Annotated in this window: 16 protein-coding genes and 1 riboswitch; of the genes, 10 read left to right on the top strand and 6 right to left on the bottom strand. The window is 60.2% G+C overall.

The genetic code is table 11. The features are described from left to right. The first annotated feature begins 22 nt into the window (after positions 1-22). Complete coding sequence (gene msbA / locus PMI27_RS28485; protein WP_008146231.1) at positions 23-1,825, top strand: lipid A export permease/ATP-binding protein MsbA; 1,803 nt, start codon at positions 23-25, stop codon at positions 1,823-1,825. A gap of 123 nt (positions 1,826-1,948) precedes the next feature. Further along, positions 1,949-3,373, top strand: a complete 1,425-nt coding sequence (gene hldE, locus PMI27_RS28490) for a bifunctional D-glycero-beta-D-manno-heptose-7-phosphate kinase/D-glycero-beta-D-manno-heptose 1-phosphate adenylyltransferase HldE (RefSeq protein WP_008146229.1) — start codon at positions 1,949-1,951, stop codon at positions 3,371-3,373. A 101-nt stretch (positions 3,374-3,474) separates the two neighbouring features. On the opposite strand, the gene PMI27_RS28495 is transcribed toward hldE, so the two are convergent. From PMI27_RS28495 to PMI27_RS28510, 4 genes are all read right to left on the bottom strand, one after another. Continuing rightward, positions 3,475-4,443 carry a hypothetical protein gene (locus PMI27_RS28495; RefSeq protein WP_008146227.1) on the bottom strand — a complete coding sequence of 323 codons (969 nt, stop codon included), beginning with the start codon at positions 4,441-4,443 and terminating at the stop codon, positions 3,475-3,477. A gap of 32 nt (positions 4,444-4,475) precedes the next feature. Continuing rightward, a complete protein-coding gene (locus PMI27_RS28500; protein WP_008146224.1) occupies positions 4,476-5,288 on the bottom strand; it encodes an aldo/keto reductase in 813 nt (270 codons plus the stop codon). Continuing rightward, positions 5,285-6,460 (bottom strand): NAD(P)/FAD-dependent oxidoreductase, encoded by a 1,176-nt coding sequence (locus PMI27_RS28505; RefSeq protein WP_008146223.1) that lies wholly within the window; start codon positions 6,458-6,460, stop codon positions 5,285-5,287. The genes PMI27_RS28500 and PMI27_RS28505 overlap by 4 nt, the downstream gene beginning before the upstream one ends. Before the next feature lie 198 nt (positions 6,461-6,658). Then, positions 6,659-6,991, bottom strand: a complete 333-nt coding sequence (locus tag PMI27_RS28510; RefSeq protein WP_008146221.1) for a DMT family transporter — start codon at positions 6,989-6,991, stop codon at positions 6,659-6,661. Between the two features lie 103 nt (positions 6,992-7,094). Here PMI27_RS28510 and PMI27_RS28515 point away from each other — a divergent pair, with 103 nt between their 5' ends. Together PMI27_RS28515 and waaA are read left to right on the top strand one after the other, a co-directional pair. Beyond that, the gene (locus PMI27_RS28515; RefSeq protein WP_008146219.1) at positions 7,095-7,997 is read left to right on the top strand and encodes a LysR family transcriptional regulator; all 903 of its coding nucleotides are present in this window, start codon (positions 7,095-7,097) and stop codon (positions 7,995-7,997) included. Positions 7,998-8,008: 11 nt separating this feature from the next. After that, on the top strand, positions 8,009-9,286 hold the full coding sequence (gene waaA / locus PMI27_RS28520) for a lipid IV(A) 3-deoxy-D-manno-octulosonic acid transferase (protein WP_008146217.1): 1,278 nt from the start codon (positions 8,009-8,011) through the stop codon (positions 9,284-9,286). A gap of 117 nt (positions 9,287-9,403) precedes the next feature. On the opposite strand, the gene PMI27_RS28525 is transcribed toward waaA, so the two are convergent. Further along, positions 9,404-10,843, bottom strand: coding sequence for a TolC family outer membrane protein (locus PMI27_RS28525; protein ID WP_024164512.1), 1,440 nt, complete (start codon positions 10,841-10,843; stop codon positions 9,404-9,406). A 192-nt stretch (positions 10,844-11,035) separates the two neighbouring features. Next, positions 11,036-11,141: riboswitch (TPP riboswitch) on the top strand. A 164-nt stretch (positions 11,142-11,305) separates the two neighbouring features. On the opposite strand from PMI27_RS28525, the gene thiC reads away from it, so the two are divergent. Together thiC and cytX are read left to right on the top strand one after the other, a co-directional pair. Beyond that, positions 11,306-13,195: a phosphomethylpyrimidine synthase ThiC gene (gene thiC, locus PMI27_RS28530; protein ID WP_008153363.1), complete on the top strand. Its 1,890-nt coding sequence runs from the start codon at positions 11,306-11,308 to the stop codon at positions 13,193-13,195. Between the two features lie 151 nt (positions 13,196-13,346). Then, positions 13,347-14,639 (top strand): putative hydroxymethylpyrimidine transporter CytX, encoded by a 1,293-nt coding sequence (gene cytX / locus PMI27_RS28535; RefSeq protein WP_008153362.1) that lies wholly within the window; start codon positions 13,347-13,349, stop codon positions 14,637-14,639. On the opposite strand, the gene PMI27_RS28540 is transcribed toward cytX, so the two are convergent. Then, entirely contained in the window at positions 14,608-15,354 is a 747-nt protein-coding gene (locus tag PMI27_RS28540) for an RsiV family protein (protein ID WP_008153361.1), read from the bottom strand. The two genes, cytX and PMI27_RS28540, sit on opposite strands and share 32 nt — an antisense overlap. Positions 15,355-15,584: 230 nt before the next feature. Between PMI27_RS28540 and PMI27_RS28545 the strand changes: the two genes are divergently transcribed. The 4 genes from PMI27_RS28545 to PMI27_RS28560 all read left to right on the top strand — a co-directional run bounded on the left by PMI27_RS28545 (position 15,585) and on the right by PMI27_RS28560 (position 18,338). Next, entirely contained in the window at positions 15,585-16,202 is a 618-nt protein-coding gene (locus PMI27_RS28545; protein WP_008153356.1) for an NUDIX domain-containing protein, read from the top strand. After that, positions 16,193-16,645: a DUF1249 domain-containing protein gene (locus PMI27_RS28550; protein WP_008153350.1), complete on the top strand. Its 453-nt coding sequence runs from the start codon at positions 16,193-16,195 to the stop codon at positions 16,643-16,645. The genes PMI27_RS28545 and PMI27_RS28550 overlap by 10 nt, the downstream gene beginning before the upstream one ends. 98 nt (positions 16,646-16,743) lie before the next feature. Beyond that, complete coding sequence (cpdA, locus tag PMI27_RS28555) at positions 16,744-17,559, top strand: 3',5'-cyclic-AMP phosphodiesterase (protein ID WP_008153349.1); 816 nt, start codon at positions 16,744-16,746, stop codon at positions 17,557-17,559. Between the two features lie 170 nt (positions 17,560-17,729). Further along, the gene (locus PMI27_RS28560; protein WP_008153348.1) at positions 17,730-18,338 is read left to right on the top strand and encodes a YqiA/YcfP family alpha/beta fold hydrolase; all 609 of its coding nucleotides are present in this window, start codon (positions 17,730-17,732) and stop codon (positions 18,336-18,338) included. The last annotated feature ends 34 nt before the right edge of the window (positions 18,339-18,372 follow it).

Genomic DNA, 18,372 nt, shown 5'->3' with positions numbered 1-18,372 from the left:
TTTTCTCATACAACGGGTTCTCATGACCAGCCCTGATTCGCCTGCGCCGTCGAGCTTGAAGATTTACCTGCGCCTGCTGTCGTATGTGCGCCCGTACTGGGGCATGTTTGCCATCAGTATCGTTGGCTTTGTGATTTTTGCCTCGACGCAACCCATGCTTGCAGGGATTCTCAAATATTTTGTCGATGGCCTGAGCAACCCCGAAGCGGTGCTCTTCCCGACTGTTCCCTATCTGCAAGACTTGCAGTTGCTGATGGCCGTGCCGCTGCTGATCATCCTGATCGCCGCCTGGCAAGGCCTGGGATCGTTCCTGGGTAACTATTACCTGGCCAAAGTGTCGTTGGGGCTGGTCCACGACTTGCGTGTCGAGCTGTTCAACAAGTTGCTGGTATTGCCCAACCGTTATTTCGACACCCATAACTCCGGGCACCTGATTTCGCGCATCACCTTCAACGTGACCATGGTCACCGGTGCTGCCACGGACGCCATCAAAGTGGTCATTCGTGAAGGCCTGACCGTGGTGTTCCTGTTCGCTTACCTGTTGTGGATGAACTGGAAACTGACCCTGGTGATGCTGGCGATCCTGCCAATCATCGCGATTATGGTGAGCAGCACCAGCAAAAAATTCCGCAAGCAGAGCAAGAAAATCCAGGTGGCGATGGGCGACGTGACTCACGTGGCCTCCGAAACCATCCAGGGCTATCGCGTGGTGCGCAGCTTTGGTGGCGAGAGCTATGAAGAGCGTCGTTTCGCCGAAGCCAGCCAGGGCAACACCGACAAGCAACTGCGCATGACCAAGACCGGTGCGGTCTACACGCCCATGCTGCAATTGGTGATCTACACCGCCATGGCGGTGCTGATGTTCCTGGTGCTGTTCCTGCGCGGCGATGCCACCGCCGGTGACCTGGTGGCCTACATCACCGCGGCGGGCCTGTTGCCCAAGCCGATTCGGCAGCTGTCGGAAGTCAGCTCGACAATCCAGAAAGGCGTTGCCGGTGCCGAGAGCATTTTCGAGCAACTGGACGTCGAGCCCGAGATTGACCAGGGTACCGTCGAGCGCGATCGCGTCAGCGGCCACCTGGAAGTGCGCAACCTGAGCTTCACCTATCCAGGGACCGAGCGTGAAGTGCTGAAGAACATCAACTTCACGGCGGCACCGGGGCAAATGATCGCCCTGGTCGGTCGCTCGGGTAGCGGCAAGTCGACCCTGGCCAGCCTGATTCCGCGTTTCTATCACCACGAAACCGGCGAAATCATGCTCGATGACGTGGAAATCGAAGATTATCGTTTGCGCAATCTGCGTCGGCACGTGGCGCAGGTGACGCAGCATGTGACCCTGTTCAACGACACCATCGCCAACAACATCGCTTACGGTGACCTGGCCGGCGCACCACGTGCCGACATTGAAAAGGCCGCCACGGATGCTTACGCGATGGACTTTATCTCGGAGATGCCGCAAGGCCTGGACACCCAGGTCGGCGAAAACGGCGTGTTGCTGTCCGGTGGCCAGCGTCAGCGCCTGGCGATTGCCCGGGCCTTGTTGAAGAACGCCCCGTTGCTGATTCTCGACGAGGCAACGTCGGCACTCGATACCGAGTCCGAGCGGCATATTCAGGCGGCACTGGATCAGGTCATGAAAGGTCGCACCACACTGGTGATTGCTCACCGGTTGTCGACCATCGAGAAAGCCGACCTGATCCTGGTCATGGATCATGGCGAAATTGTCGAGCGCGGCACCCACGCTCAACTGCTGGCGCAAAACGGCTACTACTCGCGCCTGCATGCGATGGGCCTGGACGAGCCGGTTACTGCGGGTATCGCCTGACCCCCGCTGGCCGCCACCGAGGGGTGGCGGCCGCAAAAAATCCTCTCATCAATGCCATGCGCAAGCCCACGCCAACCCTGTGTTAATATCGCGCCCCTGTTCATTTTGTATGTGGGTTGCTCCATGAAGTTGTCCATGCCGCGATTCGATCAAGCCCCTGTCTTGGTGGTCGGCGATGTCATGCTCGACCGTTACTGGCATGGTGGTACCTCACGGATTTCCCCTGAGGCGCCGGTACCGGTAGTCAAGGTCGAGCAAATCGAGGACCGCCCGGGCGGTGCCGCCAACGTTGCGTTGAACATTGCCGCCCTCGGCGCCCCGGCCTCGCTGGTCGGCGTGACCGGCGACGATGAAGCCGCCGACAGTCTGGCCAATAGCCTCAAAGGCGCTGGCGTACGGGCGTTGTTCCAGCGCATTGCGCACCAACCGACCATCGTCAAGCTGCGGGTCATGAGCCGTCACCAGCAACTGCTGCGTATCGACTTCGAAGAACCTTTCGCCACCGACGCGTTGGCGTTGGGCGAGCAAGTCGACGAATTGCTCGAAGGCATCAAAGTGCTGGTGCTGTCCGACTATGGCAAAGGCGCGCTGAGAAACCATCAGGTGCTGATCCAGGCGGCACGTGCCCGTGGCATTCCGGTGCTGGCCGATCCCAAGGGCAAGGATTTCTCGATCTACCGGGGTGCGAGCCTGATCACCCCGAACCTCAGCGAATTCGAAACCATCGTCGGCGGTTGCGCCGATGAGCACGAACTGGTGAGCAAGGGCGCGCAGCTGATGCACGACCTTGACCTCGGCGCATTGCTGGTGACCCGCGGCGAACACGGCATGACCCTGTTGCGTCCGGATCATCCGGCGTTGCACCTGCCGGCCCGTGCCCGTGAAGTATTCGATGTGACCGGTGCCGGCGACACGGTGATTTCCACCCTGGCGGCCGCCATTGCCGCTGGCGAAGAACTGCCGCACGCGGTGGCCCTGGCCAACCTGGCAGCGGGTATCGTGGTCGGCAAACTCGGTACGGCAGCCATCAGCGCACCGGAACTGCGTCGCGCCATCCAGCGTGAAGAAGGTTCGGAACGCGGTGTACTCGGCCTGGAGCAGCTGTTGCTGGCGGTCGATGATGCGCGTGCGCATAAAGAGAAGATCGTCTTCACCAACGGCTGCTTTGACATTTTGCACGCCGGCCACGTGACCTACCTCGAACAGGCGCGGGCTCAGGGCGATCGCTTGATCGTGGCGGTCAATGACGATGCGTCGGTCAGCCGCCTGAAAGGCCCGGGTCGTCCGATCAACAGCGTCGACCGTCGCATGGCCGTACTGGCAGGTCTGGGCGCCGTGGATTGGGTGATCAGCTTTGCTGAAGGCACTCCGGAAAACCTGCTGCGCGAGGTCAAGCCGGATGTGCTGGTCAAGGGCGGGGACTATGGAATCGAGCAGGTTGTCGGCGCAGACATCGTGACCGCTTACGGCGGAACGGTGAAAGTGCTGGGGCTGGTGGAAAACAGCTCGACTACCGCGATTGTCGAGAAAATCCGTCAATCCGAGTGAAGCCTAAAAGATCGCAGCCTCGTTTCACTCGACAGCTCCTACAGGGAATCGCATTCCAATGTAGGAGCTGTCGAGTGAAACGAGGCTGCGATCTTTTGCTTTCAAGAGCTGACTTTTTTCCGCGGTACGATTCTCTTCAGCAATTGCTTCGCCTTCCCACGTAACCGCGCCAAACCTGAATCTTTCCCCGGTGGGCTCAAGCCCTGTTGCCGCACCCAATCCTTCCAGCGAATCCGCTCATCCCTCACCAGCCAGCCTTCCTGCTGGGCAAAACTCTCTGCCAGGTACAACCCGCGAGTACTCGCCGGGTACAGCTGATCCTTTTTCAAGGTATAGAGCTCAGCCATCGGCTGGCCGTCCTGCAGCGGCATCAAGTACAAATCGGGACGTTTCCGATCGAGCCGGGCCACCAGCTGATCGCCTTCCAGTCGTTCGTCGACATGGAACAGGCTCAGGGATTTGGCCTCCTTGGGCACGTCCAGACGCAAGTCATAGATCAATTGCAGCGAGGCCGTGGGCAAATGCACGTAAGCCCGCGGGCGTTCGATCAACTGCATCTTGGCGCAACGCACCGGCCGCGCCGAACCGGACAACGGCGTCAGGCGAAACGGCAGGGCTTCACGGTAATGCAGCGCGGACGAGTAGGGCGCCGGCAGCCAGGTGTCGTTGAAACGCCCGCCGAGCCAGCCTTCCGGGGTTTCCAGCAGGCACTCTTCGGCAATTTCCTGAATCGCGGTGTGCAGCGGCAGGTTCAGCTCATGGGCGGGCACGTAACCGGATATCAGTTTGAGCACCACGTCGCCGCGGTCTTGCCGACGCTGACGCACCAACACCCAGTAATCGCGGTTCTGCCAATGCAGGGTCAGGCGCACCGAAACCCCGAGGTTGGCCAGCTCCAGCGAAAACCGCTGAGTGTCGGCGACCGTCACCGGGCGGCGACGTTGCAGCGTCTGGGAGAAATTGAGTGGCATCCCGACGCTTTGATAACTCAGGCCTTCGGGAGTCGCTTCGACGAATAACGGCAGGGTCTTGAAGTTGCTCGGGTTCTTTCTTATGAGCGTACGCGGCATGTCGGCTCCTGCTTAAGGCCGCGTGGGCGGCATCAGTTTCTACGTAGGACCTGGGCAACGGTCGCGACGTTATGGGCGAGGTGCAGCGGATTAATGGTCCCGACAATAGCACTGGCAACACCCGGATGTTCAAACAACAACTCGAAGCTGGCGCGGACAGGGTCCACCCCCGGGCTCAGGCAAACATGACCGCTGGCGAGGGCTTTTTTGACCAGAATGGCTTTGCCGTGAGCAGCAGCATAGTCAATGACCGGCTTCTCGTTCTGCTCGTTCAGATTGTAGGTGACCATCGCGCAATCACCTTGTTCCAGAGCCTTCAAACCACCTTCGACGGTTTTGCCGGAAAAACCGAAACCGCGAATCTTGCCTTCGCTCTTCAGCTCGGCGAGGGTCGCATAGGCTTCACTGTCGTTGAGGATGACCAGGTCGTTGCCGTCGGAGTGCACCAGCACCAGATCGATGAAGTCCGTTTCCAGCCGTTGGAGGCTACGTTCCACCGACAGCCGGGTGTGGGCGGCGCTGAAATCGTGGCTGGACTGACCGTCGGCAAACTCTTCGCCGACCTTGCTGACGATCACCCAATCCTGGCGCTGACCCCGCAGCAATGGACCGAGGCGTTCCTCGCTGCGGCCATAGGCCGGGGCCGTGTCGATCAGGTTGATGCCCAGGTCGCGCGCAAGTTTGAGCAGCATGCGCGCTTCGTCGTCATCGGGAATCTGGAAGCCGTTGGGGTACTTCACGCCTTGGTCGCGGCCGAGTTTTACCGTGCCCAGGCCCAGTGGCGAAACCAGCAGGCCGGTGCTACCCAGCGGGCGAAGCAGATCGTGCAGGGTCGGTTGGCTCATGGCAGCAGTTGCTCCCAGGCAGGGACGCCCATCGGCGGCTTAGGCAGGTCGGGCAGCGGCGCCGGATGGCTTGGCTGGATGCCGTCGCGCTGCAAGGATGCGATGACGCGATCAGCAAAGTCCGGAGCCAGCGCCAGTTTGGTTGGCCAACCGACCAGCAGCCGGCCTTCTTCGGCAAGGAATGCATTGTCAGGACGGGTCATTCCCGATTGCAACGGCTCGGCGCGATCCACTCGAAGGGTGGCCCATTGCGCTGTGCTCAGGTCGATCCATGGCAGCAACTGGCCGAGTTCTTTCTGCGCGGTGGCAATTTGCTCGGCGGGTTCGCGGGCGACACCTTCGGCTTCAGCGATATCGCCGCCCAGGTACCAGACCCATTGACCATCGGCGGCCGGATGGGTGGTCACGGTGATGCGCGGCTTGGTACCGCCGCCCAGGCAGTGGGCATATAGGGGTTTGAGGCCCGGACCTTTGGCGATGATCATGTGCAACGGCCGGCGTTGCATGGCGGGCTGGCTCAAGCCCAGGGCTTCGAGCAGCGCAGCCGTGCCGGCACCGGCGCTCAAGACGATGCGCTGGGCGCGAATCTCGCGCTCGTCGACCTTCAGGCCGACCAGTTTTCCACCCTCCAGCAACGGTTCGATGTTCTGACCGGCGAGCAGGCCATCACCCGCCAGATCGGCCAGGCGCCGGATCAGGCTCGGCACGTCGATCACCAGTTCCGCCAAGCGATAGACCTTGCCCTTGAAACGCTTGTCTTGCAGGGCGGGCGGCAATTGCTCGCCCTTGACCTGATCGACGCGGCCGCGCACCGCTTTACTGGCGAAGAAACTGGTGAGATTGCCGGCGATCGTGCCAGGGGACCAGAGGTAATGGGCTTCGGACAGCAGGCGCACGCCGGTCAGGTCCAGTTCGCCGTCACCGGCCAGGGCTGCGCGCCAGCGTCGAGGCATGTCGGCGATGGCTTCCGAGGCGCCGGTCAGGGCGCCATGCAATGCGTACTTGGCGCCGCCATGGATGATGCCTTGGGATTTCAAGCTTTGCCCGCCACCGAGGCTGGCGCTTTCCACCAGCACGGTCGAAAAACCCTGGCGACGCAGGCGCGCATTCAGCCAGAGGCCGGCGACACCAGCGCCGACAATCAGAACGTCGGTGGAAATAACGGATGGCATGCAGCGACCTCAGTGTTCAAGACGAGGGCGCAGTATACAGACTCGACGAAGAGGGGATTTGTTGGTGATCAACAGGACAAACGCAAAACCCTGTGGGAGCGAGCCTGCTCGCGATAGCGGTGGATCAATCAACATTGATGTTGAATGCTCTGCCGCCATCGCGAGCAGGCTCACTCCCACAGTGGATTGGGTGCGCGCTTAATGCCCGGCGGTTTTGGAGAAGAGCTGGATGACAACGACGCCCAACACAATCAACGCCATCCCCATCATCGCCGGCACATCCAGTTTCTGCCCGTAGATGAACAGCGCCGCAACGCTGACCATCACGATCCCCATGCCGGCCCACACCGCGTAAGCCACGCCGACCGGAACGCTACGCACCACCAGCGTGAGCATCCAGAAGGCGATGCCATAACCGACAATAACCAGAATCAGCGGCAGCGGGGTGCTGAAGCCTTTGACCGCTTTCATCGAAACGGTGGCGATCACTTCGGCGCAGATGGCAATGGCCAGGTAGTAGTAAGCGGTCATAGGTGCGTCCTCGTGTGAAGTGTTGCTTTCTGAGGTCGGCATTTTAGAGATTCTCCAGATGCGGTAAAGTCATTACCTATCTGTTCTGAAGATGGGTTGAGCCATGAACACGCAATGGAATCTGGAGCAGCTGCGGCTGTTTGTCAGCGTAGCGGAGCAGCGTTCGTTTTCTGCGGTAGCGCGGGATCAGCGCAAGGCGCAGTCGGCGGTCAGCAGTTCGATTGCGCTGCTGGAAGAGGACCTGGGCGTCAGCCTGTTCGACCGTAGCAGCGGCCGCCAGCCGAAACTCACCGAGGCCGGTAACGCATTGCTGGATGAGGCGCGGGAAGTGCTGCGCCAATGCGAACGCCTTAACGGTCGGGCGCTGGCCATGATGCGCGGCCAGGAGGCGCGTTTGCGTGTGGCCCAGGATGAAGCGATGCCTTATCAGCCGATCATCGAAAGCTTCGAAGCCCTGGCTCAACAATTTCCCAGCCTTGAAGTGCAGCTGACCAGCGCGGCCCAGGGCGATGTCGCGCGCAAACTGGTGGAGCGTCGGGCCGATCTGGGGTTGCTGTTTTATCACGACCAGATTCCCGAAGCGCTCGAGCGGCGGGTGTTGGGCAGCGTTGAAATGGTCACGGTGTGCGGCGTCGGCCACCCACTGGCGAAGCAGGCTCAGGTCGATTGTCAGCAACTGGCGCAGCATCGTCAGTTGCTGATGTCCACACAGTCGAGTGTCTATCCCGGCAGCGAACCGGCCAGCCCGCAAGTCTGGCGGGCCGACAGTTTCTACGTGATGGCTGAATGGCTGGTGCGCGGCCTCGGCTGGGCCTGGCTGCCGCGTCACGTGGTGCAGTACCCGGCGTATCAGGATCTGATGGTCGAGCTGGTCAGCGAATGGACCCCGCCAGCGCTGGTGGTGGAGCTGGTCTGGCGCCGCGATGAACCTCTGGGGCCAGCGGCTCGTTGGTTGGCGGAACGTTTTGCCGTGCACTTGCAGACGATCGGTGAAAAAAGCCGATAAACTCCGCCGCCATGAATAGAACTCTCTACACCGCGCTGTTTTACCTGGGGCTGCCACTGGTAGCGATTCGGCTGTGGCTGCGGGCGCGTAAGGCGCCAGCGTACGCCAAGCGCATTGGCGAACGTTTCTCCTTCGGGTTACCGGCGATGAAAACGGGCGGCATCTGGGTGCACGCGGTGTCGGTGGGCGAAAGCATTGCCGCGGCGCCAATGATTCGCGCCTTGCTGCAGCGTTATCCACAGTTGCCCATTACCGTGACCTGCATGACTCCGACCGGTTCGGAGCGCATCCAGGCGCTGTTCGCCAATGAGCCGCGCATCCAGCACTGCTATTTGCCTTACGACTTGCCTTGCGCAGCGAAGCGATTCCTTGATCGGGTCCAGCCGAAACTGGCGGTGATCATGGAAACCGAGCTCTGGCCGAACCATATCCATCAGTGCGCCAGGCGTGGGATTCCCGTGGCCCTGGCCAATGCGCGACTGTCCGAGCGTTCGGCCAAGGGCTATGGCCGCTTCGGCAAACTGACCCAGCCGATGCTCGCCGAGATGAGCCTGTTCGCGGTGCAGACCGAGGCCGAGGCCCAGCGCTTCCGCGATTTGGGGGCGCGTTCGCAAACGGTGGAAGTGACCGGCTCGATCAAGTTCGACCTGACCATCGACCCGGCACTGCTTCAGCGTGCCGCTGAGTTACGTGCGCAATGGCAGGCGCAGGAGCGTCCGGTATGGATTGCGGCCAGTACGCACGAAGGCGAAGACGAAGTGGTGCTGGCGGCTCATCGTCAGTTGCTGGCCAATCATCCTGATGCGTTGCTGATTCTGGTGCCGCGCCATCCCGAGCGTTTCAACCCGGTGTTCGAGCTGTGTCGGCAACAGGGTTTCGCCACGGTCCGTCGCTCCACTGGCAACCCGGTCACCGCGCAAACTTCGGTGCTGGTGGGCGACACCATGGGTGAGTTGCTGTTTCTGTATGCCTTGGCCGACAGCGCTTTTGTTGGCGGCAGTCTGGTGCCGAACGGCGGGCACAACCTGCTGGAGCCGGCGGCGCTGGCCAAACCAGTGTTGAGCGGACCGCACCTGTTTAACTTCCTCGAAATCGCCGCGCAACTGCGCAGTGCCGGGGCGTTGCAGGAAGTGGAGGATGCCGAAGGTCTGGCGCTGGCGGTGCAGCGGCTGTTCGAGTTGCCGCGCGATGCGCAGCGGATGGCGGAGGCGGGGTTGAAAGTCATGCGCACCAATCAGGGCGCGTTGCAGCGGTTGCTGGATGGGTTGGGGCGGTTGATCGAGCGTTAGACCGAATCGCTTGACATAAAAAGATCGCAGCCTCGTTTCACTCGACAGCTCCTACACGGGATTTGTATTCATCCTGTAGGAGCTGTCGAGTGAAACGAGGCTGCGATCTTTCGCTTTTTACTGCGTCGGATTTGCCCTCAACTGCTCCGCCGCAGCCTTCGCCAGGTCCGGCGGCAGGAAGTCTTTGTCCGGGTTGTAATCAGCCTTGAGGTAGCGCGCCAGATCCTGCAAATCCCCCGGGTTCAACGTGCCCGCGGCCTGTTTCAAGCGCAGGTTGTCGAGGATGTAGTCGTAACGCGTGTTGTTGTAGTCGCGCACCGAGGTGTACAGCTGACGCTGGGCATCCAGCACGTCGACGATGTTCCGTGTGCCCACCTGATAACCGATTTCGGTCGCTTCCACCGCGCTCTGGTTGGAGATGATCGACTGCTTGCGCGCCTGCACCTGCTCGACGTCGGTGTTCACGGCGCGATGCAGATTGCGGGTGCTTTCCACCACTTGCCGGCGCAGGGATTCACGTTGCTGCTCGGACTGATCCAGCTGCGCATACGATTGACGCACCTGGGAATTGATCAGGCCGCCGCTGTAGATCGGGATATTCAGTTGCAGGCCAACCGTCGTTTGCTCGACGTTGCCACCGTAAGGCTGGCCGAAGGCGTTCGGGTTGCTGAAGCCCAGGGCGTCGTTGTCACCTTTCTCGTATTTCGCCACGGCATCCACGGTGGGCGCATGGCCGGCCTTGCGCTGCTTGAGGGTTTCTTCGGCGGCGCTGACGGCGTAGTTGCTCGCGAGCAGATTGAGGTTCTGTCTGGCTGCCGTATCAACCCAGGCCTTGGCGTCGTTCGGTGCTGGCGGCAGGATCGGCAAGGTATGGGCAATGCCCCAGATCGAGTTGTACTGACGGTTGGTCAGGGTGATCAGGGCTTCGAACGCATCGTCTACCTGGCGCTGCGCGACGATTCGGTTGGCGCGGGCGGTGTCGTAGCTGGCTTGCGATTGCAGCACATCAGTTTTGTCCGAGAGACCGACGTCGAAGCGTTCGTTGGACTGATCGAGCTGGCGCTTGAACGCGGCTTCTTCGGCCTTGGTTGACGCCAGGTTGTCCTGGGTTCGCAAGACATTGAAGTAGCTGACGGCAGTTTGCAGGATCAGGTTCTGCTGGGTTGCCGAGAGCTGCAACGCAGCCTGTTCGTTAACGTCTTTGGCGGCCTGGAACTGGAACCAGCGATCAGCACGGAACAGCGGTTGCGCCAGGGTCGCCTGATAGGAATGAGCATTGCGGTTGGCGGTAGCCGAAGGCTGATCGATCACCGTGCGCACGTTGGCAAGTTCGGCACCGCCCGAGAGGTTCGGCAGCAGCCCGGCGCGGGCCTGGGGCACGACTTCTTTCTGGGCGCCATATTGAGCGATGGCTGCAGCAAGGTCGGCGTTGTTGTCCACCGCTTCCTGATAGACGCTGACCAGATCGTTCTTGGTCGATAAGGGCGCTTCTGCTGCCCAGGCCATTCCATTGGACGCACAAGACACGGCAAGGGCCAGTGAGAGTTTGCGCAGCATGAGGCCATCCCTAAAAAATTACGCTGATAATTTGAGCGCCAAGGCTACGGCGCGGCTCATACAGCGTCAAGGCACGGTATGGCGTAGCGAGTGTAGTTGTGCGCAACGATGGCAACAATCCTGCAATTGCGCCATTCATCATGGTGTTTACCGCGGTGTTGGCGTTCTTTGGCAGTTGTGTCTAGACTGGCCGGGTTCTTGTCGGGGTGCCTTGCTATGAGGCTGAGATCGAATAATTTCGGATCCCGTTGAACCTGATCAGGTTAGCGCCTGCGTAGGGAACAAGATTTCTCGTCACCCGGCGAGTCCTCTTGTGCTTCGTCCGGGATGTTGTTCGACAATCGAACACCCCTCGAGCACTGAGCACAGCACAGCTGGTTTTCCCAGCGCCCGTGCGTCCATTCGTTTACAGGTTCGCTCCGACAAAAAATCCACTGCCTGGATGTGTTCGGAGAGCCCGTGATGACGATAAAACTAAAAAACACTACGAACCTGAGTGATTCGGCCCAAGTCGATCAACAATCGGTTCAGCCGTTTACCTGCTCGCAAAAAATCTATGTTCAGGGCTCTCGCCCGGACATCCTCGTGCCGATGCGCGAAATCAGCCTTGATGTGACCCCGACCGACTTCGGCGGTGAGGTCAACGCGCCTGTCGTTGTGTACGACACTTCGGGCCCGTACACCGACCCCAACGTCATCATCGACGTGCGCAAAGGTCTCGCCGATGTACGTTCGCCGTGGATCGAATCCCGTGGCGACACCGAGCGCCTGCCAGGTCTGAGCTCCAACTTCGGCCAGGAACGCCTCGCCGATGCGGAGCTGACCAAGCTGCGTTTCGCCCACGTGAACAACCCGCGCCGCGCCAAGGCCGGTGCCAACGTCAGCCAGATGCACTACGCCCGCAAAGGCATCATCACCGCCGAGATGGAATACGTCGCCATCCGCGAAAACATGAAGCTTGAAGTGGCTCGTGCCGCTGGCCTGCTGGACCAGCAACACGCCGGTTACAGCTTTGGCGCCAGCGTGCCGAAAATCATCACCCCCGAATTCGTCCGTGAAGAAATCGCCCGCGGTCGCGCGATCATTCCGGCCAACATCAACCACACCGAACTGGAACCGATGATCATCGGCCGTAACTTCCTGGTGAAGATCAACGGCAACATCGGCAACAGCGCTTTGGGTTCGTCCATCGAAGAAGAAGTGGCGAAACTGACCTGGGGCATTCGCTGGGGTTCGGACACGGTCATGGACCTGTCCACCGGCAAACACATCCACGAAACCCGCGAGTGGATCATCCGTAACTCGCCGGTGCCGATCGGTACAGTGCCGATCTATCAAGCGTTGGAAAAAGTCGGCGGCGCTGCCGAAGACCTGACCTGGGAGCTGTTCCGCGACACGCTGATTGAACAGGCCGAGCAGGGCGTCGACTACTTCACCATCCACGCCGGCGTGCTGTTGCGCTACGTGCCGCTGACCGCCAAGCGCGTGACCGGCATTGTGTCCCGTGGCGGTTCGATCATGGCCAAGTGGTGCCTGGCGCATCACAAAGAAAACTTCCTCTACACCCATTTCGAAGACATCTGCGAAATCATGAAGGCCTACGACGTCAGCTTCTCGCTGGGTGATGGCCTGCGTCCGGGCTCGATTGCCGACGCCAACGACGCGGCGCAATTCGGTGAGCTGGAAACCCTCGGCGAGCTGACCAAGATCGCCTGGAAACACGACGTGCAGTGCATGATCGAAGGCCCGGGCCACGTGCCGATGCAGTTGATCAAAGAGAACATGGACAAGCAGCTGGAATGCTGTGACGAGGCGCCGTTCTACACCCTCGGCCCGCTGACCACGGACATCGCGCCGGGCTACGACCACATCACCTCGGGTATTGGTGCGGCGATGATCGGCTGGTTCGGTTGCGCGATGCTCTGCTACGTGACGCCGAAGGAACACTTGGGTCTGCCGAACAAGGATGACGTGAAGACCGGGATCATCACCTACAAGATCGCCGCGCATGCCGCCGATCTGGCAAAAGGTCATCCGGGCGCGCAGATCCGCGACAATGCCTTGAGCAAGGCGCGTTTCGAATTCCGTTGGGAAGACCAGTTCAACCTGGGCCTCGATCCGGACACCGCTCGTTCGTATCACGATGAGACCCTGCCGAAGGATTCGGCCAAGGTTGCGCACTTCTGCTCCATGTGCGGGCCGAAATTCTGTTCGATGAAGATCACCCAGGAAGTCCGCGAATACGCGGCCAACCAGCGGATCGAAACCGTTGATGCCGAAGTCGCCCAGGGATTGGCGGAACAGGCCGAGCGGTTCAAACAGGAAGGCAGTCAGCTGTACAAGAAGGTTTGATCTGATCCGAAAGGGTGGGGCCTGAAAGGGCTCCATCGCCAGCAGGCTGGCTCCCACACTGGATTTGTGGTGTTCACAAGTCCCCTGTGGGAGCCAGCCTGCTGGCGATAGCGATCAAAAAAACAACAAATGTCCCTCTGAGATAACACCCTTGAGCATTCAACCCAGCACGTATTCCCCTGATATCGCGGTGCCCACAGACAAACGTGTCTTCGGCGGCCGCGATCTGTTTTCCCTGTGGTTCTCCCTCGGCATCGGCCTGATGGTCCTGCAGACCGGTGCATTGCTCGCGCCAGGTCTGGGCCTGTCCGGCTCGCTGCTGGCGATCTTCCTTGGCACGCTGGTCGGTGTTCTTTTGCTGGCTGCGGTCGGCGTGATCGGCAGCGACACTGGTCTGTCGTCGATGGCCGCGCTCAAACTCAGCCTCGGTGCAAAAGGCGCGAGCCTGCCGGCCGTGCTGAACCTGCTGCAACTGATTGGTTGGGGTTCGTTCGAAATCATCGTCATGCGCGATGCCGCCAGCCTGCTTGGCGCGCGGGCGTTCAGCGAAGGCAGCCTGCTGTCCAATCCGCTGCTGTGGACCGTGTTCTTTGGTGGTTTGGCGACCTTGCTGGCCGTCAGTGGTCCGCTGACATTCGTCCGTCAGATCCTGCGCAAGTGGGGCATCTGGTTGCTGCTGGCCGCGTGCATCTGGCTGACCTGGAACCTGTTCGCCAAAGCTGATCTGGCGACGTTGTGGGCGCAGGCCGGTGATGGTTCGATGCCGTTCGCCGTGGGCTTCGACATTGCCATCGCCATGCCGCTTTCGTGGTTGCCGCTGATTGCCGACTACTCGCGTTTCGGCAAGCGTGCGAAAAATGTGTTTGGCGGCACGGCAGTGGGCTTCTTTATCGGTAACTTCTGGCTGATGAGCTTGGGCGTGGCCTACACCCTGGCGTTTGCGCCGAGCGGTGAAGTGAATGCCTTGCTGTTGGCATTGGCCGGTGCGGGCCTGGGGATTCCGCTGCTGCTGATTCTGTTGGACGAGTCGGAAAATGCCTTCGCCGACATTCACTCGGCAGCCGTTTCCAGCGGAATTCTGCTGCGCATGAAGGTCGAGCATCTGGCGCTGGCCATCGGCGTGATCTGCACGCTAATCGCGTGCCTGGCGCCGCTGGCCCAATATCAGAACTTCCTGCTGTTGATCGGTTCGGTGTTTGCGCCGCTGTTCGGCGTGGTGCTGGTGGATCACTTCATCCTGCGCAAACGCGGTGCTCGCGTGGCGTCAGCCGCATTGCGCTGGCCGGCCTTGCTCGCCTGGTTGGGCGGGGTGAGCACCTATCATTTGCTGGCTAATCTGTATCCGGACATCGGCGCAACCCTGCCGTCACTGATTCTGGCAGGGCTGCTGCAACTCGTGCTGGGTCGGGCCTTCAGTTACGGCCAGGAAACAGCTCGGGCTTGAGAATGCCGTTCAGGCGTGGGTAAGGGATCTTCAGTTCGACGTGACCCAGCGCGTAAGGCGCGATGGTGCTCACTTCGTACTTGAGGATCACCCCGCCGTACGTCAGCGCCACGTTTTGGGTTTTGGCGAAGGGCCAGCTCTTCACGAACTCTGGCTCCTGATCGAGCTTGGTGCTGATCAGCCAACTGTTGTGCGCCACCTGCGCAGCTTTCCAGAACGCCTCTTCCTGCCCCGGCACCAACATGTCCGACAGCGTCAGCACTTTGTGTTGCTGGCGCGAATAGTTGATGAAGCTGCGGCCCGGCGTGCCATGAGCACCGCCGGTGTCCAGGTAGCTGGAAAATTCGACGATCACCAAGCCGTCATGCTGCTCACGTACCTTGGCTTGCAGGTAACTGCTGCTACGCGGGCCGGCACTGCTCAAAAATTGCTCGCGATACGCTGCCAGCGTCGGCGCTACCGGGGCGTCGGGCGAGGTGCGGGTCAATTGCAGCAGGCGTTTTTCGACGATGCCGTCCAACTGCGGTTCGGCGGGGAAGCGCAGCGTATCGATGTTCACCAGCGGGCAGTCAGGTGTTGTGCAACCCGGTTTCAGCGTTTCGGATGCATCGCGGGTAGTTTCCAGCGGCGTCCGGTAGTTGGGTTGGAACAAACTCTGGCAGGCGCCCAGGGTCAGGGCGATTGCAGCCACGGAGGCGATTTTAAAAAGCGACATGGGCGTCCTTCATAAAACAGGGAAAGGCAAAAAGTTATCCGCTTCGACTATCAACGAAGCAGTCAGTTCGCCACTAAGCTAATTAGAGTTGGTTTCGCCCTCACCGTCTATCCCGCTGACTGGAAAGGGGCTGCATCAAAGGTCGCGGGCGCGTTAGGATGGCGCGAAGTCGAGGTTGCAAGTAACAAACAAGGAGCCTCATAACGGATTTGCAGTAAACGAGGATTGTCATGACTGATTTTGCCAACGCCATACCGACCGCCATTGATATCGTTCGGCGCGAAAAGTGCTATGAGGGCTTCTACAAGCTCGATCGTGTGCACTTGCGCCACGAATTGTTTGCCGGTGGCATGAGTCGCGAGATCAATCGTGAAGTGTTCGTTCGCCACGATGCGGTGTGCGTGCTGCCGTACGATCCGCAGCGCGATGAAGTGGTGTTGATCGAGCAGTTTCGCGTCGGCGCCGTGGGCAAAACCGACAATCCATGGCTGATCGAACTGGTCGCCGGTCTGATCGACAAGGATGAAGTGCCGGAAGAAGTTGCTCACCGCGAAGCGCAGGAGGAAGCTGGGCTTGTGTTCGGGGCGCTCTGGCCGATGACCAAATATTTTCCATCGCCGGGCGGCAGCAATGAATTTGTTCACTTGTACCTGGGGCGTTGCGACAGCACCGGCGTCGGCGGCCTGCATGGGCTGGAGGAAGAAGCAGAAGATATCCGCGTCACGGTCTGGGCGTTCGAAGATGCCCTGCAGGCCGTACGCGACGGACGAATTGCCAACGCGGCCAGCATCATTGCCTTGCAATGGCTAGCTTTGAACCGCGCTGAAGTGAGGGGGTTATGGTCGTAAACAAACTGCGCGATCGCTATAGGGTCGACCTCGTGGGGCTGCAAGCCTCCTGCGAGGCCAACTACGCGCGCCTGATGCGACTGCTGCCGGACATGCGCAACGAGCCGGAGGCGCGGCGCATTGCCGTGACCCACGGCGACCAGATGCTCGGCGTGCTGGCTCTCGAAGTCCTTCAAGTCTGTCCGTACACCACAACCCTGCAAGTGCGCCAGGAACACAGCCTGCCGTGGCTGCCGGTGCCGCAACTGGAAGTTCAGGTCTATCACGACGCGTGCATGGCCGAAGTCGTCAGCGCCGAACATGCGCGACGCTTTCGCGGCATCTATCCTTACCCGAATGCCTCAATGCATCAGCCGGACGAAAAGGCCCAGCTGAATATGTTCTTGGGTGAGTGGCTGAGCCATTGCCTGGCCTGCGGACACGAGTACGCGGTCGTTCGATAGATGTGAACTGCGTCAGCTTCACAGGTTTCCCCTTTTGATCATCCCCCAGCATAATTGCGGCACTCATCCATCCCGTGATTCAGCCCTGGGAGAACGCCTTGCCGAGCGTATCCACATTGACCACCGCCGATTCGGCGTTGCTGGTGCAACTGTCCGACAGTCATCTGTTTGCCGAAACGGACGGTACGTTGTTGGGCATGAATACCCGTGACAGCCTGCAAAAAGTCATCGAGCTGGTGCGGCTTCAGCAGCCGCAGATCGACCTGATCATTGCCAGCGGTGATCTGTCTCAGGACGGAACGCTGGAGTCCTATCAACTGTTTCGCGACCTGACGCGGCAACTCGATGCGCCGGCGCGCTGGATTCCCGGCAATCATGATGAGCCGCAGATCATGGCTGAGGCCGCCGTGCAGAGTGCGTTGCTGGAGCCTGTGGTGGATGTCGGTAACTGGCGTGTCACGTTGCTTGATTCGGCCGTACCGGGTTCGGTGCCGGGGTATTTGCAGGATGAGCAGCTACAGTTGCTGGCACGTTCGTTGAGTGAGGCGCCGGAGCGGCATCATCTGGTGTGCTTCCATCATCATCCGGTGTCGATCGGGTGTGCGTGGATGGAGCCCATTGGATTGCGCAATCCAGACGCTTTGTTTGCGGTGCTGGATCGGTTTCCGCAAGTACGCGCTGTTTTGTGGGGGCATGTGCATCAGGAGATCGACCAGGATCGCAATGGCGTGCGGCTGATCGCCTCGCCTTCGACGTGTATTCAGTTCGAACCGGGCAGTGATGATTTCAAGGTCAGTGACCAGGCGCCGGGGTATCGGTGGTTGCGACTTTTGCCTGATGGTCAGTTGGAAACCGGCGTGGAACGTGTCACCGGGTTCGACTTCCAAGTGGATTACGGCTCCAACGGTTACTGATCACCCATCCCCCTGTAGGAGCACGGCTTGCCGGCGATGGCGTCTTTGAAGTCGCCATCGCGAGCAAGCTTTGCTCCTACAGGTGCGCGTACATTTCGATGGATGCTGGCGCCCAACACCCCCATCTCCCTGTAAACTGCGCCTCTTTACCCGACGCACAGGGAGCTCAAATGTCTGGTTCGATCCTTTATATCCACGGTTTCAACAGCGCGCCTTCGTCTAAAAAGGCCACGCAGTTGGTACAAGTAATGGAACGACTGGGCTTGAGCGATCAGTTGCGCGTCCCGGCCTTGCATCACCATCCGCGTGAGGCCATCGGTCAGCTAAACAAGGCGATTGAGGAGCTTGGGCGGCCACTGCTGGTCGGCAGCTCACTCGGCGGCTACTATGCGACTCACCTGGCCGAGCGCCATGGCCTCAAGGCCCTGCTGATCAACCCTGCCGTCAGTCCGCACCGGATGTTCGACGGGTATCTGGGGACGCAGAAAAACCTGTATACCGATGAGGCCTGGGAGTTGACCCACGACCACGTGACGGCCCTGGCCGAGCTGGAAGTGCCGGCGCCCCAGGACCCGCAGCGGTATCAGGTGTGGTTGCAGACCGGCGATGAAACGCTGGACTACCGCCTTGCCCAGCAGTATTACCGGGCCTGTGCCTTGCGCATCCAGGCCGGCGGCGACCATAGTTTCCAGGGTTTTGCCGAGCAATTGCCGGCAATGCTGAGTTTTGCCGGCATCGGCGCAGATTTGTATCAGGCGATTGATTTCACAGCACTGTGAGTCTTCGCCTCTTTTTCACAGAACACTCTTTTTA

Origin of the sequence: Pseudomonas sp. GM41(2012) (genome assembly GCF_000282315.2) — a bacterium.
Taxonomy (GTDB): domain Bacteria; phylum Pseudomonadota; class Gammaproteobacteria; order Pseudomonadales; family Pseudomonadaceae; genus Aquipseudomonas.
This window is presented reverse-complemented; position numbering and strand designations above follow the sequence as displayed.

Excerpts from the sequence above, each read along its gene's own strand:
- msbA (WP_008146231.1), top strand. The coding sequence starts at position 23 with ATGACCAGCCCTGATTCGCCTGCGCCGTCGAGCTTGAAGATTTACCTG.
- hldE (WP_008146229.1), top strand. The coding sequence starts at position 1,949 with ATGAAGTTGTCCATGCCGCGATTCGATCAAGCCCCTGTCTTGGTGGTC.
- PMI27_RS28495 (WP_008146227.1), bottom strand. The coding sequence starts at position 4,443 with ATGCCGCGTACGCTCATAAGAAAGAACCCGAGCAACTTCAAGACCCTG.
- PMI27_RS28500 (WP_008146224.1), bottom strand. The coding sequence starts at position 5,288 with ATGAGCCAACCGACCCTGCACGATCTGCTTCGCCCGCTGGGTAGCACC.
- PMI27_RS28505 (WP_008146223.1), bottom strand. The coding sequence starts at position 6,460 with ATGCCATCCGTTATTTCCACCGACGTTCTGATTGTCGGCGCTGGTGTC.
- PMI27_RS28510 (WP_008146221.1), bottom strand. The coding sequence starts at position 6,991 with ATGACCGCTTACTACTACCTGGCCATTGCCATCTGCGCCGAAGTGATC.
- PMI27_RS28515 (WP_008146219.1), top strand. The coding sequence starts at position 7,095 with ATGAACACGCAATGGAATCTGGAGCAGCTGCGGCTGTTTGTCAGCGTA.
- waaA (WP_008146217.1), top strand. The coding sequence starts at position 8,009 with ATGAATAGAACTCTCTACACCGCGCTGTTTTACCTGGGGCTGCCACTG.
- PMI27_RS28525 (WP_024164512.1), bottom strand. The coding sequence starts at position 10,843 with ATGCTGCGCAAACTCTCACTGGCCCTTGCCGTGTCTTGTGCGTCCAAT.
- thiC (WP_008153363.1), top strand. The coding sequence starts at position 11,306 with ATGACGATAAAACTAAAAAACACTACGAACCTGAGTGATTCGGCCCAA.
- PMI27_RS28540 (WP_008153361.1), bottom strand. The coding sequence starts at position 15,354 with ATGTCGCTTTTTAAAATCGCCTCCGTGGCTGCAATCGCCCTGACCCTG.
- PMI27_RS28545 (WP_008153356.1), top strand. The coding sequence starts at position 15,585 with ATGACTGATTTTGCCAACGCCATACCGACCGCCATTGATATCGTTCGG.
- PMI27_RS28550 (WP_008153350.1), top strand. The coding sequence starts at position 16,193 with ATGGTCGTAAACAAACTGCGCGATCGCTATAGGGTCGACCTCGTGGGG.
- PMI27_RS28560 (WP_008153348.1), top strand. The coding sequence starts at position 17,730 with ATGTCTGGTTCGATCCTTTATATCCACGGTTTCAACAGCGCGCCTTCG.